At 47.6% G+C, this 14093-nt stretch carries 15 protein-coding genes; 7 read left to right on the forward strand and 8 right to left on the reverse strand.

The genetic code is table 11. The features are described from left to right. Nucleotides 1–58 precede the first annotated feature (58 nt). The 5 genes from H3H32_RS13105 to H3H32_RS13125 all read left to right on the forward strand — a co-directional run bounded on the left by H3H32_RS13105 (nucleotide 59) and on the right by H3H32_RS13125 (nucleotide 6656). Entirely contained in the window at nucleotides 59–1123 is a 1065-nt protein-coding gene (locus H3H32_RS13105) for an N-acetyltransferase DgcN family protein (RefSeq protein ID WP_182463132.1), read from the forward strand. Continuing rightward, complete coding sequence (locus H3H32_RS13110) at nucleotides 1113–2180, forward strand: mandelate racemase/muconate lactonizing enzyme family protein (protein ID WP_182463133.1); 1068 nt, start codon at nucleotides 1113–1115, stop codon at nucleotides 2178–2180. The genes H3H32_RS13105 and H3H32_RS13110 overlap by 11 nt, the downstream gene beginning before the upstream one ends. Nucleotides 2181–2359: 179 nt before the next feature. Beyond that, complete coding sequence (locus tag H3H32_RS13115; RefSeq protein WP_182463134.1) at nucleotides 2360–3289, forward strand: heme-dependent oxidative N-demethylase family protein; 930 nt, start codon at nucleotides 2360–2362, stop codon at nucleotides 3287–3289. Between the two features lie 113 nt (nucleotides 3290–3402). Then, nucleotides 3403–4788 (forward strand): APC family permease, encoded by a 1386-nt coding sequence (locus tag H3H32_RS13120; protein WP_182463135.1) that lies wholly within the window; start codon nucleotides 3403–3405, stop codon nucleotides 4786–4788. 98 nt (nucleotides 4789–4886) lie between these two features. Next, a complete protein-coding gene (locus H3H32_RS13125; RefSeq protein WP_182463136.1) occupies nucleotides 4887–6656 on the forward strand; it encodes an alpha-L-fucosidase in 1770 nt (589 codons plus the stop codon). Nucleotides 6657–6728: 72 nt separating this feature from the next. Here the strand turns inward: H3H32_RS13125 and H3H32_RS13130 are convergent, their stop codons facing one another. The 3 genes from H3H32_RS13130 to H3H32_RS13140 are packed head-to-tail and all read right to left on the reverse strand — an operon-like array spanning nucleotide 6729 to nucleotide 8310. Further along, a complete protein-coding gene (locus tag H3H32_RS13130; RefSeq protein WP_182463137.1) occupies nucleotides 6729–7178 on the reverse strand; it encodes a rhodanese-like domain-containing protein in 450 nt (149 codons plus the stop codon). Continuing rightward, complete coding sequence (locus H3H32_RS13135; protein ID WP_182463138.1) at nucleotides 7175–7780, reverse strand: acyl carrier protein phosphodiesterase; 606 nt, start codon at nucleotides 7778–7780, stop codon at nucleotides 7175–7177. Before H3H32_RS13135 ends, H3H32_RS13130 begins: the two co-directional genes overlap by 4 nt. After that, complete coding sequence (locus tag H3H32_RS13140; protein WP_182463139.1) at nucleotides 7777–8310, reverse strand: deoxycytidylate deaminase; 534 nt, start codon at nucleotides 8308–8310, stop codon at nucleotides 7777–7779. The genes H3H32_RS13135 and H3H32_RS13140 overlap by 4 nt, the downstream gene beginning before the upstream one ends. A gap of 125 nt (nucleotides 8311–8435) precedes the next feature. Here H3H32_RS13140 and H3H32_RS13145 point away from each other — a divergent pair, with 125 nt between their 5' ends. Next, entirely contained in the window at nucleotides 8436–8720 is a 285-nt protein-coding gene (locus tag H3H32_RS13145; protein ID WP_182463140.1) for a DUF2442 domain-containing protein, read from the forward strand. Nucleotides 8721–8953: 233 nt separating this feature from the next. On the opposite strand, the gene dnaK is transcribed toward H3H32_RS13145, so the two are convergent. The 3 genes from dnaK to H3H32_RS13160 all read right to left on the reverse strand — a co-directional run bounded on the left by dnaK (nucleotide 8954) and on the right by H3H32_RS13160 (nucleotide 12619). Continuing rightward, nucleotides 8954–10873: a molecular chaperone DnaK gene (gene dnaK, locus H3H32_RS13150; RefSeq protein WP_182463141.1), complete on the reverse strand. Its 1920-nt coding sequence runs from the start codon at nucleotides 10871–10873 to the stop codon at nucleotides 8954–8956. A gap of 174 nt (nucleotides 10874–11047) precedes the next feature. After that, the gene (locus H3H32_RS13155) at nucleotides 11048–11893 is read right to left on the reverse strand and encodes a class I SAM-dependent methyltransferase (RefSeq protein ID WP_182463142.1); all 846 of its coding nucleotides are present in this window, start codon (nucleotides 11891–11893) and stop codon (nucleotides 11048–11050) included. Between the two features lie 165 nt (nucleotides 11894–12058). After that, a complete protein-coding gene (locus tag H3H32_RS13160) occupies nucleotides 12059–12619 on the reverse strand; it encodes a hypothetical protein (RefSeq protein ID WP_182463143.1) in 561 nt (186 codons plus the stop codon). 126 nt (nucleotides 12620–12745) lie between these two features. On the opposite strand from H3H32_RS13160, the gene H3H32_RS13165 reads away from it, so the two are divergent. Continuing rightward, entirely contained in the window at nucleotides 12746–13186 is a 441-nt protein-coding gene (locus tag H3H32_RS13165) for a nuclease A inhibitor family protein (RefSeq protein ID WP_182463144.1), read from the forward strand. A 99-nt stretch (nucleotides 13187–13285) separates the two neighbouring features. Here the strand turns inward: H3H32_RS13165 and rplT are convergent, their stop codons facing one another. Then, a complete protein-coding gene (rplT, locus tag H3H32_RS13170) occupies nucleotides 13286–13630 on the reverse strand; it encodes a 50S ribosomal protein L20 (protein WP_182463145.1) in 345 nt (114 codons plus the stop codon). 181 nt (nucleotides 13631–13811) lie between these two features. Continuing rightward, nucleotides 13812–14006 (reverse strand): 50S ribosomal protein L35, encoded by a 195-nt coding sequence (gene rpmI / locus H3H32_RS13175; RefSeq protein WP_012926783.1) that lies wholly within the window; start codon nucleotides 14004–14006, stop codon nucleotides 13812–13814. Between the last annotated feature and the right edge of the window lie 87 nt (nucleotides 14007–14093).

Here is a 14093-nt window from a genome sequence, read left to right on the forward strand (position 1 = left end):
TTACTGATTATAAGAACAAACTCATAGATTTAAGAAAAAATATAGAACAATTAAGCAAATGAGTAATCGGGCTATTCTGCTTACCGATGGCATATTAAGTACCCCTAATGCCAAAACCGCTCACGGTCTGATTCGTGGTACGGATCGCTATACGGTAGTAGGCGTTATCGACGCCCCTACCGCCGGACAGGATGCTGGTGTTGTGCTTGACGGCACAGCTCGTAACATTCCAGTCTTTGCATCGGTCGATGAAGCGCTGGCGCAACTTGGCGATGTTTCTTTTGCCATTGTTTCGGTGGCTACGAGTGGTGGAGTGCTTCCACCAACCATGTTAACCGATATTCGCCATAGCCTGGAGCGAGGTCTATCAATCGTCAATGGCTTACATGAATTTCTAAGTGAGAAACCTGACCTGGTAGCGTTAGCGCGGCAGTATGGCGGCCAACTTATTGACGTTCGACGACCGAAATCCCGTCAGGAACTGCACTTCTGGACGGGCGAAATAAATCAGATTACAGCGCCTATCATCGCCGTTATGGGTACCGACTGTGCACTCGGAAAGCGCACCACCACCCGACTGATCCGGGAAGCCTGCGGTCGACAGGGACTCAATGCGCAAATGATTTATACCGGCCAGACGGGTTGGTTGCAGGGTGTCAAATACGGGTTTATTTTCGATTCGACGCTGAATGATTTTGTATCGGGCGAACTCGAACACGCACTCGTATCCTGCTGGCGCGAAACCAGTGCCGATGTTCTGCTGATTGAAGGGCAGGCTTCTCTCCGAAATCCAAGCGGGCCTTGTGGTTCTGAGTTTCTGGTATCCGGCAATGCCCGACATGTTGTGCTGGTGCATGCCCCCACCCGAACGTTCTATGACCATGAAGAACATTGGGGTCGTATTCCGCCCGTCGAGTCGGAGATCAACCTTATCAAGGCGTATGGCTCAAAAGTCATCGCATTAGCCTTGAATACAGAAGGGTGCAGTCGAGAGGAAGCGTTTGCGTATCAAAAGCAGTATGCGACTCAACTCGGTATTCCTGTTTTGTTACCACTTGAAGAAGGTGTCGACGCGATTGTGCCTGTCATTCAAACCTTAACCGCTACCACTCATGCGCATTAACGCCGTCCGTGCTTATTGCCGGGACCTTACGCTAACCAAACCATATACTATCGCTTACCAAACGATTTCGGCGGTCGAAAACGTCTTTCTGGAAATCGAACTGGCTAATGGAATTATTGGTATTGGGGCCGCCAATCCCTCGCCCGAGGTCGTGGGCGAATCTCCCGATCAGGCGCTACAAAACTTGCAAAGTGAATGGGTAACCAGTCTGGTTGGGCGCGACATTCGTCTGTTCAATACCCTCCTTAACGAAGCTGCTGACCACTTTGCCAATGCTCCCGGCACGCTGGCTGCACTGGATATTGCGTTGCACGATACCTTTGGTCAGTTTCTGGGCATTCCGATTGTTCAATTTTATGGTCAGCAGATTCACGCGCTACCTACTTCGGTTACCATTGGCATCATGAATGTAGCCGATACATTGGCTGAAGCTACTACTTTTTATGAACAGGGATTTCGGGTTTTAAAAGTCAAAACGGGCCTTGATGTAGCCGAAGACGTGGAGCGTATTCACAAACTACGCGAGAAGTTCGGGAGTAAATTCACTATACGGGTCGACGCCAATCAAGGGTATTCCCTTGCTGATTTACAGCAATTTCTGACAGCAACCCAATCTGCTGCGATCGAATTGATTGAGCAACCGTTGCCTGTGGGACTGGAACAGGACCTTTTAGCCTTACCCGCTGCAACGAGAAGCCTACTTGCTGCCGACGAATCCCTAAAAGGCCCGGAGGCAGCTCTCGGATTGGCACAACAACCCCAACCCTTTGGCATTTTCAACATCAAGCTCATGAAATGCGGAGGCATTCGGGCGGCCCTCGACATTGCGACCATTGCGAAGCCCGCTAAAATCTCCCTATTTTGGGGTTGCAACGACGAAAGTCGAGTAAGTATAACGGCGGCCTTACATGCGGCATTTGCCTGTCCAAATACCCGCTATATCGACCTCGATGGCAGTTTAGATCTCGCCGAAGACATTGTTTCCGGCGGATTTACTCTCGAAAACGGTCTCATGCGCCCAAGTGCAGGAGCGGGATTAGGGCTGAATCGTTTGTAATTTACTTTTTGATTCTCGCCGGGTTAAAACCCAGCGCATCTTATTTATTCTGTGTTTTGCGCCGGGTTTTAACCCAGCGAGAATCAAAAATAAAGAGAGACCTATTTAGGCGCTTATTTAAATCGATTCAATAAGCCCGTGGGTACAACCTCATATATCATACATCATACATCCCAAAAATGCTCCCCTATTTCCCTTTTGGCCAACAGTTTAACGATAAAATGGGAACTCGCCCATTGCTCGAAAGCGATCGGCTGATTGACGTGGATGAGCATTATTCAGGTCAAATTGGGCTCAAGCGAACGCTATTGACCGAATTACCCGCTTATTATTTCCAGACGCAGTCCGGCTATGAAACCGCGCATTGGGAGGTATTAGCGTTAGTTCTGGAAAATCTGGTCCGATTTGCCCCTGATTCATTTACGCTTCATCAGAATGGAGCAAACTGGGTATGGCAAAATCATCTCCTAAATGAAGAAACAGTATTTACCTTCGGTGATTCAGAGTCTCTACCTATCAATCCGCTTGATTGGGTAGGTCGTCAGGTTCAGGAAGATCTACTTCTTCTCGCAGGTAATGACGCCCAATTAGTTTCGGGCCAGCTTTGTTTTGCGAATGATTGGAGTCTTGACGAGAAACTAGGCTTACCGTTCTCGCAAATCCATGCGCCTATTGTTTCCATTGTTGAGCCTATGATGCGGGCTGCACAAATGCTTATGGAACGACTGCCCATCGGACGCCCGATTTGGCGACTGAATTGGAGTGTAAAAGTGAGTGATCAACTGGATATGACCAGCCGCCATACGGCGACGATACACCAACTACTCACCAACCGTCTACCCTTCTTACCCCCCGACACGATTGGTAATCAGCTTTATATCCGCGTTGAGCGACAAACACTCACCCGATTGCCCCGTTCAGGAGCTATTCTATTTAGCATTCATACCTATCAAAATCTGCTCGCCAATGAAGCCAGTGATCCAGAACGTGCGGCCCGAATGGCACAGGTTTTCAGTACGACTCCCCCGGCTTTGCTTGCTTATAAAAGCATGACCCATTTTATGCCCGAGCTACTCGCCTATTTAACCAGACAGTCAGAAATAAACTAAGCCCATCGGCAAATCAAATCTATTTTCCCGCCTTAAAACAAGTATTTATTCCGTATTATTACGATCCTATAGAATCTTTGTGTGCTTTTTACCTAAAGAACCAAACAACGTTCATGAGTAAACTTTCACGCTCGATCGAGTTGCGACCAGCCATTTTATTAGTTGTCAGCGGCATTGTTGGATCGGGAGTTTTCAAGAAAGTCGCACCGATGGCGGCTGAATTAGGTTCACCGTTGCTGGTGCTGGCTTGTTGGATAGCCGCCGGTGTTGTTAGTCTGACGGGAGCACTCACCTATGCTGAAATGGCGGGTATGTTTCCTCAATCGGGTGGCGAGTATGCCTATTTCAAGAAAGTGTATGGGCGTTTATTTGCCTTCCTGTATGGCTGGGGCGCATTTACCGTCATGCGAACGGCTACAATTGCCGCCCTCGCGCACATTTTTGGCCAATCATTAATTTCCTTAACAAGTCTACAGGGCGATTCTGTCGAACTGGCGGTTAAATGTGTAGCTACTGGCCTTATTACCTTTTTAAGTCTACTTAATTACCGGGGTGTTACGTTTGCCGAAGGGCTAAGTCGTGGCCTTATCTACCTGACGTTCACGGCCGTTGCGGTTATTGCGTTTCTGGGGTTCACAGCAAAAACGGGTAGTATTGATCATCTTACCCAATCCATTCCGGTAAGCGCTACAGCTGCGCACGGGAGTTTACTAGGCTCACTCGTTGTGGCGTCGCTGGGTGCATTCTGGGGGTATGACGGCTGGAATCAGATTGCTTACATTGGGGAAGAAGTCAAAAATCCGCAACGAAATCTACCCATTGCTCTTGGCGTTGGAACGGCTATCGTCGTCCTGATTTATGTATTGCTGAATATTGTCTATGTATACGTACTGCCCATCGGTCAACTAGCTGGACTCGCTAGTTCACCCGGCAAAATTGCGGCTGTTGAGGTTGTTCGGGAAGCAGCAGGTTGGGCTGGAGCGCTCTTTATTTCAATTCTAATCCTGGTAACAACGTCGAACTCGACCAATGCGTCAATCCTGATGCCGGCCCGTGTTTTTTATGCGATGGCCAGAGATGGGCTGTTTTTTAAAGCCGCAGCCGTTATCCACCCCCGCTTCAAAACGCCATCAGTCGCTATTTTGCTACAGTCCCTGTGGGCTGTAATTCTGGTGTGGTCTGGGAGTTTCGATCAGTTAACAGATATGCTGGTCTTTGCCTCGTTTATTTTCTACGGAGCCACCGCTTTCGGCGTACTTTTACTTCGCTATAAACAACCGGACCTGCATCGGCCTTATCGAGTTATTGGATACCCAGTTGTACCGGCCTTTTTCTGTGGCTGCTGCGCCTTGCTGGTCATTATGACCCTCATCAACCAACCACGTGAAGCATTAACGGGACTGGGATTGATTTCAACAGGGTTACCCTTTTACTGGTTCTGGAAATCCAAACCGCCGGTAATCGAATCAGATCGTGTGGATGCTGTAGATACAATTTGAACTGCATGATTCCACAATTTATTGGCTCCATAATTAGCTAAAGGTACCTGTCTCCTTTACTAGCAAACAGGCGTTTACAAACAACCAGTTTCGAGTTCATGCCCTTTACCCTAACTAACTCCCGCCGACTTTATCCTGCACTACTGGCGTTGTTGTTCACAATCACCGCACTGGCTCAGCCAGTTTTGCCGCAAAAAGAGCGGTTAGCCTGGTGGAAGGCTGCCCGCTTTGGCCTGTTTATTCACTGGGGTCCAGTGACGCTGACGGGAAAAGAAATAAGCTGGTCGCGGAATGAGTATGGCAAAAGCCGGTATGATTCGCTTTATCGCCGATTCAACCCCACCCGCTTCAACGCAAAGGAATGGGTAGCGCAGGCGAAAGCAGGGGGTATGAAATACGTTGTCCTGACAGCCAAACATCATGATGGTTTCTGTCTGTGGAATACACAAACGTCGCCGTATAACATCATGTCAGCTCCCTTCGGGCGGGACGTTTGTAAAGAACTGGCCGATGCCGTTCATGAAGCAGGTCTTAAACTCGGCTGGTATTTCTCGTTAGCCGATTGGAAAGACCCGGACTGCCGCAATCCTGTCAGCAATAGCGCATTTACCGACCGGATGAAGGCCCAGCTCACCGAATTGTTGACCAATTATGGGAAGGTAAGTTTGTTGTGGTTCGATTACGAGGGATCTCCTTCTCCCGCCAACCCGAAACCCATTTATGAACTCGCTCATCGACTCCAGCCAGGTATCATTCTGAACAATCGACTGGAAGCGTTCACTCCCGACGAGTCTCACAGCCAACCCGGCAAGTATGGTGATTACACAACTCCCGAAGGGTTTGTGGCTGGCTTTGGCCAAACACCCTGGGAAACCTGTACGAATCTGGGACATCAGTGGGCCTGGAAATTTGGCGATACGCCCCGTAGTCTGCGAGAAACCGTCCATACGCTCCTTCGTTGTGTTGGCAGCAACGGCAATTTACTGCTCAATGTTGGTCCCGATAGCCTGGGGCAGTTCCCTCCTCTTTTCGCCAACCGTCTTCGCGAACTCGGAAACTGGATTTCTCCCCGATCAGAAGCTATTTATGGCACCTTGGGTGGTCCTTATACCCCAACCGATTCCTACGTTTGTACGCAAAAGGGCAACACCATTTACGTACACGTATTGTCAGGTACAGAAGTGACTGTCACATTGCCATCTCTTCCCGCTACGATCAAACAGGCCACCTTACTAGACGGCCGTCCAGTCGCTTTTAGGCAAGAGAAAAACAAGCTACTCTTAACTGTTCCGTTGGCGATGCGTGACTCTATTGCAACCATCATCGCTCTCACACTTGATCGACCAGCGGCTACGGTTCCTCTTATTCGACCCTTCACAAAAACAGGTTCATTGGCGTATGGGAAGGTAGCTACGGCCTCCAGTCAACTTAGCCATTTTTTGCACAATGCGGCTGCCGCTGTAGACGATGATCCGAAAACCTATTGGAAGTTGGGGCGACGGACAGATGTTGACTTCGATACCTATTATGGACAGGACCTCTCGTTTCAATCGCCTGCCTTACAAGCGCTATACAATCCGACTGGCTGGCTAGAAGTAGACTTGGGGAAACCGCAACGGGTTGGCGAAGTGCTTGTTCGTGATTTCTCTTCGACGCCAAATTCAGAACCAGTCGCCCAAATTAGTCGGTTTGCGATTCAGTATCAGAAAGGGAACGACTGGGTGACTGTAGCGCAGGGGCAGCAACCTGGCGCCAATTGGCAGCAAACCATTTCACCAATTACAGCCCAACGCTTCCGGCTCATTATTCAAGAGTCTGTTGGCAGTATTGGCATCCGCGAATTCGAGCTGTTTCCGCCAAAACAATAATTCGGTCAGGATCACTCATTGAACTGATCCTGACCGAATTGCAATCGTGTTTATTTTAATCAAAAACCCCGTCTAATCAATTACCGGATAGTCTTTATCGATCCAGTCGGTTTTGAGATTTTTGCTTATATTCAACAGTTTATGATTTTTGAACCCCAATTCATTGAGTTTCGTAAACGCTGGACGCACATTGGGGCATTTCGCAAATGGGCAGCAACCGCAGTAAATAACAATCTGACGGCTCTTGGATTCTTTACTCAGTAGCTTCTCCAGTTTAGCCAGATTTTCGACTTCACTACCCGGCCCAACTCCGATCGATGTTTTAATGGTAGCTGCTGGTCCAATGCTGATGATAAGCGGCTGGGCAGCTTTTGTGTCATTGATAGTAGCCGCCAGATCAGATGGCTCCAGTAGTTGTGCGGGTGTCCAGGGTTCAGCTTTTTTCCAACCGACCTGCACAAGTAATACTCCTATTAGCAACGCAGCGAGCGCAAGGGAGAAACGAATTGTTTTTGACTTCATAAGCTGGCGAGCAACGATGCTCGTGTTTCGTTACAATGTTCAACTAAAGCAGGCCAAAAATACTTGAAATGCATGGCAATCTGATCGTAATAAGCCGTAAAATCCTCAATGGCCGTATCTAATCCCGATGGGTAAGCCGTCCGGCTGGCAACGCCTTTCAACGAGCGATCAATCCCTTCGGTAAACTGATAATTTGTAAGCCAGTCCTGCCGAATCATATAGTCGGCCATTCGGGCAGGTGCAGACGGTAATAAAGCCCGATTTCCCGTCAGCGTTTGGTAAAAATAAGAAACAAAGTCTGTCAGGGGCTCCCCCGTTAGCGCTTGAAAATTAACAGCGAGGAAGTGATCAAAAAAAATATCGACAGCGGCACCTGCGTATTTATGACAACGAGGATGAAGAATATCCCGCACAGCGGCCACATTGGGATGCGCATCTGTAAAGCTATCAATGGCCCGATGCAATCGAACACCAGCCACCACACCGGGCGTCAGGTGATGGCGAAAACTGCTGGGATCTCCTTTTATAAAATCGCCAATAAAATTACCAATGAGTAGCTCCGTGTGTCGGTTCGATAAATAAGCGTGTGCCAGAATATTCATGACGCCACCTGCTCCATAGCTGGAACTACGCCTGATACGTATCGCTCCACCGTAACCCCAAACCGACGCAGGAAATCAACGCCTTCGTCGGAAGGAATACCCTTATATTCGGCGTAGGAGTTCAGGTAAACAACTCGGGCAATTTTCATACTATAAATAATTCGGGCACAGGCAATACAGGGCGACAGTGTCACATAGATTGTTGACCCTTCAATTTCTGAGCCATTTTTAGCGGCATACAAGATTGCATTCTGCTCGGCATGTAGCGCTAATGAGCACGAACCTTTTGAGTCGCGGGGGCAACCTACACCTGGAAATTCCTCATCGCAGTTGTGTGTACCGGCTGGAGGTCCATTATAGCCAATCGAAATAATACGGGTATCACGGGTCAATACAGCACCTACTTGCGCCTTAATACAGTGTGAACGTTTCGCCAGATTTACGGCTAGATCCATGAAAATATCATCGAACCGAGGGCGAGCCGCTTTAGGGTTGGCATCAGAAATTGGGGGAACGGATACTGGTGTCATGCTATAAAGGTACGCGCTGAATTAGGCAAATACAGGTTAGTTAGGCATTAAACTTGCCCAATGTCATCTATTGAACAATTAAACAGCAATATGATTCCTCTTTCCAATTTAGGATGACTTGTCTGGTGACCTCTAAACATTCTTTTTCTCTGTATTTTCTTGCCAAGTTATGTAAGGTACTATACGCAAACTTCCTCGGTGATTATCGTATTGACATTCACTTCTCAGATGGTAAGCAACGAATTGTGGATTTCGAAGATGCCTTTAGCAAATTACAAGGCTACTATGCTCAGTACCGCCTGCCTGCTTTATTTCAAAAATTCACAATCGACAATGGCAACTTAGTTTGGGGAGAAGATTGGGAGATCATTTACCCAACCTGGGATTTGTATGAAGGGGAAACTGGATAGGCTATGGTGAAATAATTGATGGATACTTTTTCATCTCTCCCTCTATCAAGCTCCAGTTTATTTACTAAATATAAAAGTTTACTATATCACACCGGTCAGAGACCGGAAAACGCCACGACGTGGTCAAAGACTACGCCGAACTAGGGAATAACAAAAAGCTCTGCCAAGTTTCCTCAGCAGAGCTTTTCAAAAATCAGATCAATCAGATAAAATCCAATAAATCCCGGTTCTAACTATTTCACTTCTTCGTAAGGAACATCCGAGACATTGTCACCAGCAGGTTGACCCTGTCCGGCGCCATCGGCGTTTCCAGCGAAACCAGCGCCATCAGCAGGGTTAGCCCCATTAGTAGCGTTGTACATTTCCTGTGAAGCCGTTGCCCAAGCAGCGTTCAGACCTTCCAGGGCGCTGTCGATAGCAGCAGCGTCACGAGAAGCGTGAGCCGTGCGGAGCGTTGTCAGCGCAGCTTCGATACCCGATTTATTGCCTTCCGACAATTTATCACCGTACTCTTTCAGTTGCTTCTCGGTTTGGAAGATCATCGAGTCAGCCGCGTTGACTTTCTCAATTTTCTCACGTTCTGCTTTATCGGCTGCTTCGTTCGCTTTGGCTTCTTCGCGCATCCGGTTGATTTCTGTTTCGGTCAGACCGCTCGACGCTTCAATCCGGATTTTCTGCTCCTTACCTGTGCCTTTATCTTTGGCCGTTACGTGCAGAATACCGTTGGCATCTACGTCGAAGGTCACTTCAATTTGAGGCACACCACGAGGTGCTGGTGGAATATCGGACAGGATAAACCGGCCTAACTGGCGGTTTTGAGCAGCCATTGGACGCTCACCCTGAAGGATATTGATTTCAACGCTTGGCTGGTTGTCCGATGCTGTCGAATAGGTTTCTACTTTCTTGCTTGGAATCGTTGTGTTAGCGTCCACCATTTTGGTGAATACGCCACCCATCGTTTCAATACCCAGCGAAAGCGGAATCACGTCGAGCAATAGAACATCTTTCACTTCACCCGTCAATACACCACCCTGAATAGCAGCACCAATCGCTACAGCTTCATCGGGGTTAACGGCTTTCGAAGGTTTCTTACCGAATAGTTTTTCAACTTCTTCCTGCACTTTAGGAATCCGTGTCGAACCACCTACCAGAATAACTTCGTCGATCTGACTAGCCGATAGACCCGAGTTTTTCAGGGCACGACGGCAAGGCTCCAGGCTACGTTGAATTAGCGAATCAGCTAATTGCTCGAATTTCGCCCGGCTCAGCGTACGTACCAAGTGTTTGGGGATACCATTCACTGGCATGATATAAGGTAGGTTGATTTCCGTCGAGTTTGAGCTAGACAGTTCAACTTTCGCTTTTTCAGCGGCTTCTTTCAACCGTTGCAGGGCCATTGGGTCCTGACGCAAGTCGATGCCTTCATCTTTCTTGAACTCATCGGCGAGCCAGTTGATGATTACCTGATCGAAGTCGTCACCACCAAGGTGTGTATCACCATCGGTCGATTTTACTTCAAACACGCCATCACCCAGTTCCAGAATCGAGATATCGAATGTACCGCCACCAAGGTCAAATACAGCGATTTTCTGATCGTGGTTGGTTTTATCCAGACCATACGCCAGCGCAGCTGCAGTTGGCTCGTTGATGATCCGTTTTACATCCAGACCAGCAATCGCACCAGCTTCTTTTGTAGCCTGACGTTCAGCATCGTTAAAGTAAGCAGGAACCGTAATAACGGCTTCTGTTACGGTTTGGCCGAGGTAATCTTCGGCTGTCTGCTTCATTTTTTGCAGAATCAGCGCCGAAAGTTCCTGTGGTGTATATTGACGATCACCAATTTTAACGCGGGGCGTACCATTTGGGCCGTTTTCAACGTCGTAAGCAACGTTTTTAATTTCATTCGTAACCTCACTGTAGCGTTTTCCCATGAAACGCTTGATCGAGGAAATTGTATGTTTCGGGTTGGTGATGGCCTGGCGTTTGGCGGGAGCGCCTACTTTGCGTTCGCCGTTGCCGTTGTCCATAAACGCAACTACCGACGGAGTTGTCCGTGCGCCTTCGGAGTTGGGGATAACAACCGGCTCGTTGCCTTCCATCACGGCCACGCACGAGTTCGTGGTGCCTAAGTCAATACCAATAATTTTTCCCATAACTGGTTTAGTTTCTTTAATATGCTGTGTGTATTCTGACAGACATAACCTATCTATCAATACAAATGCCAGCCAGGAAAATTGTTTGATTTGCTGTCAGATTGGCAGAATAATTGACTAAATGGGGTCATATTGACGCGTCGAGCGAAGCATGAATGAAAAACATGGCAGACCTTATTTGCTCCCCTGAATAATAAGCGTACTAAACGGCAGAGCCAACTCGCCATTCCCATACTTTTCCTTCAGTAGAGCCCAAACCTCTTCTTTTATTCGATTGATTGTTTCTGAATCTGTCTGTTTCAACGCTGCGACCACCGGCGCTGCAACTTCATTCATATTAGTCCAATATTCGTCAGGACTCGAATAAATCACCTGACCAGATAAAACCGTTTCCGTTACTCCGGATAAACCAGCCGCTTCCAGCAACCCTGAAATTATACCTGGTTGAGCGCAACGGAACATACCTGGCGCTCCCTGCGGAGGGGGCGGCAATTGCAATGCTCGATTGATAACGCCCATCAGCAAACCTATCCAGGCATTATCCGCTGGCCCCGCCCAGACCGACGTTGCCAATCGGCCATTGGGCCTAAGTACTCGAACCAGTTCTCGAGCTGCCTGAGCCATATCGGGAAAAAACATAAAGCCCATCCGACAGCTAACTGCATCGAAACTAGTATCCGCAAACGGTAGCTTACTGACATCCGCAACTTGAGTTGTATAATTAGTCAGCCCTGACTGCTGGGCTTTTTCCGCAGCAATCGACAGCATGTTTTCAGATAAGTCTGTCCCAATTACGCTGCCTTTTGTTACGATGGACGCAATCGTCAGGCCTGGTTCACCGGTTCCGGTAGCAACATCCAGAACAGTATCTCGCTCGTTAAGATCGATCGCTCTTATAATTGCATCGCCCATCGGTTGTAAAAACCGCATCGTAAAATCATCCCATTTTTTCCAGCCAGGGGCAAACTGGTTCCATACCGCCCGTTGTTGCTCGCGAATTATATCTTCAGAAGTCTGCATGAGAATAAGCATAAGGTATATTCAAATGTAACATCCTGATAGTAAGCCCTATTCCGAGTATTGATGCAACGGCATTAAGAAACAATAAATCCTCCTGGAGGAATCCGATATGAGTCGAATTACCTCAGGAGGATTTTGTATATACCTGCTTGTATGGTTTAGAAATTATTTACCGAACAGACTGCCCAGACCACCCAGCATACCGCCCAGACCACCACCACTGCTATTACCGCCACCACCTTGTGTAGCTACGCGCAACAGATCGTTCATATCGAGTTTACCATCAGCCATAGCCGAACCAGCCATACCCATCCAGTCAATACCTTGTTGACCTGTAGCAGCACCTAAAATACTGTTACCATCAACGGTTGAATCGTTCGGATCTGCTGCTTTGTTCATCAATTTGCTCAGTACAATCGGAACCAATGTACTGGCTACAGACATCGCAACTTGGGGAGAAATTCCTAATTTCTCCATCAGGTTTTGCTCAACATGGCTCTGAACACCTTGTGTAACCGGACTTTGGTGAATATTGCCACCGCCATTAACAACCATACCCAACAAATTACCCAGACCACCGCCCTGTGCTTGTTGGCCCAGGCCACTCAGGATGCTACTGGTCACGGTCTGCATTACGCTGTCGTTTTGGCTATTTGGAATGGCCGGGTTGTTAATAACCGCCTGGCCTGCTTGTTGCTGAACCAGATTCATCAATGTTTCGAACATGACTAGTTTGTTTTTAAACTGTTAAACGGAATAGGTTTAGTTAATACCCCGCGTTAAAATTAGATAGATTCTACTGGATACTTCAACCTGAATCGGTTAATTTGTCCCGAATCCATTTTCACGCTTATGACGAACGAAGAGCCGAAAAGTAGCGAGCCTACATCAGAAAATAAATTGTTTACCGAACAGGCAAATCCATTACTTACTGATTTACTTTATCCTAGCGAGTCGGATGAGCCGATCGAGACGGTGACGTGTTATTTAAAACAGGCCGAGCCTCTTACGGTTAGCCAGATCAAAGATTGGCAAATGCTACCTCCATCAGTATATGTTGAAGAGACGCCAGAAACCGATTTTTGGAAACCTGTTAGTACCGATCAGGATTGGTACGGCGATGAAGAAAAAGCTCGTACTGCCAAATTTCAGCAGCTGAAAAAATTGGCCGAAAATGAATTGACCGTTCGGCAGGTATTTCGGGTAGGCGAGTCCGAAATGGATGTTTATTTACTTGGTCTTCAGAAAAACGGAGAACGGGCGGGTATCAAGACTAAAATTGTTCAAACCTAGGGGTAGTAATAGGAGCGAGGAGTGAGTAATAGGAGGGTTGACGCATATACAGCGTTTCTCCTATTACTCACTCCTCGCTCCTATTACTAGATTCTCTGTTTACTTCACTTGTTCCACAACAGCAGAAAATGCTTCTGGGTGGTTCATGGCCAGATCAGCCAATACTTTACGGTTGAGTTCGATGCCTGATTTATTCAGAGCACCCATCAGAGCCGAGTACGACAATCCGTGAATCCGGGCACCAGCGTTGATACGCTGAATCCAGAGTGAACGGAAATTGCGCTTCTTCGTTTTACGGTCGCGGTAAGCGTATCCTAAACCTTTTTCGACAGCGTTCTTAGCAACTGTCCAAACATTTTTACGCCGACCATAATAACCTTTGGCCAGCTTCATTACTTTTTTCCGACGCGCCCGTGAGGCAACGTGATTGACGGAACGTGGCATTGTATGTTAGTTGTTTTTTGACGACAGGCGGGAAGATGAACGCATAATGTGTAATGAATAAAGTATAATGGCCGAGACCATTTCAATATTCATTTTGCATTATCCATTATTCATTCCTCTTGTAAGGCCCGGCATCGGGTGAAACGTGAAACCAGGACGCAACCGCGTCCTTTTTTGTCCCTTAGACGTTCAGCAACGCTTTAATGCGACGCTCATCTGGACCATCAACCAAGGCAGCGTGCACTAAATTGCGCTTCTGTTTGGTTGTTTTTTTCGTCAAAATATGACTGTGGAAGGCATGCTTCCGTTTGATTTTTCCGGTGCCGGTCAGCTTGAAACGCTTTTTGGCGGCCGAATTGGTTTTTACTTTTGGCATTGCAGTAACCCGCTTTATGGAAAAAATAAGTAAACAGGCCGCAAAGATACGAAAAAAGTCCATAGCAACTCGCCTATTATCAATATG

The sequence above is a fragment of the Spirosoma foliorum genome, assembly GCF_014117325.1.
GTDB lineage: Bacteria > Bacteroidota > Bacteroidia > Cytophagales > Spirosomataceae > Spirosoma > Spirosoma foliorum.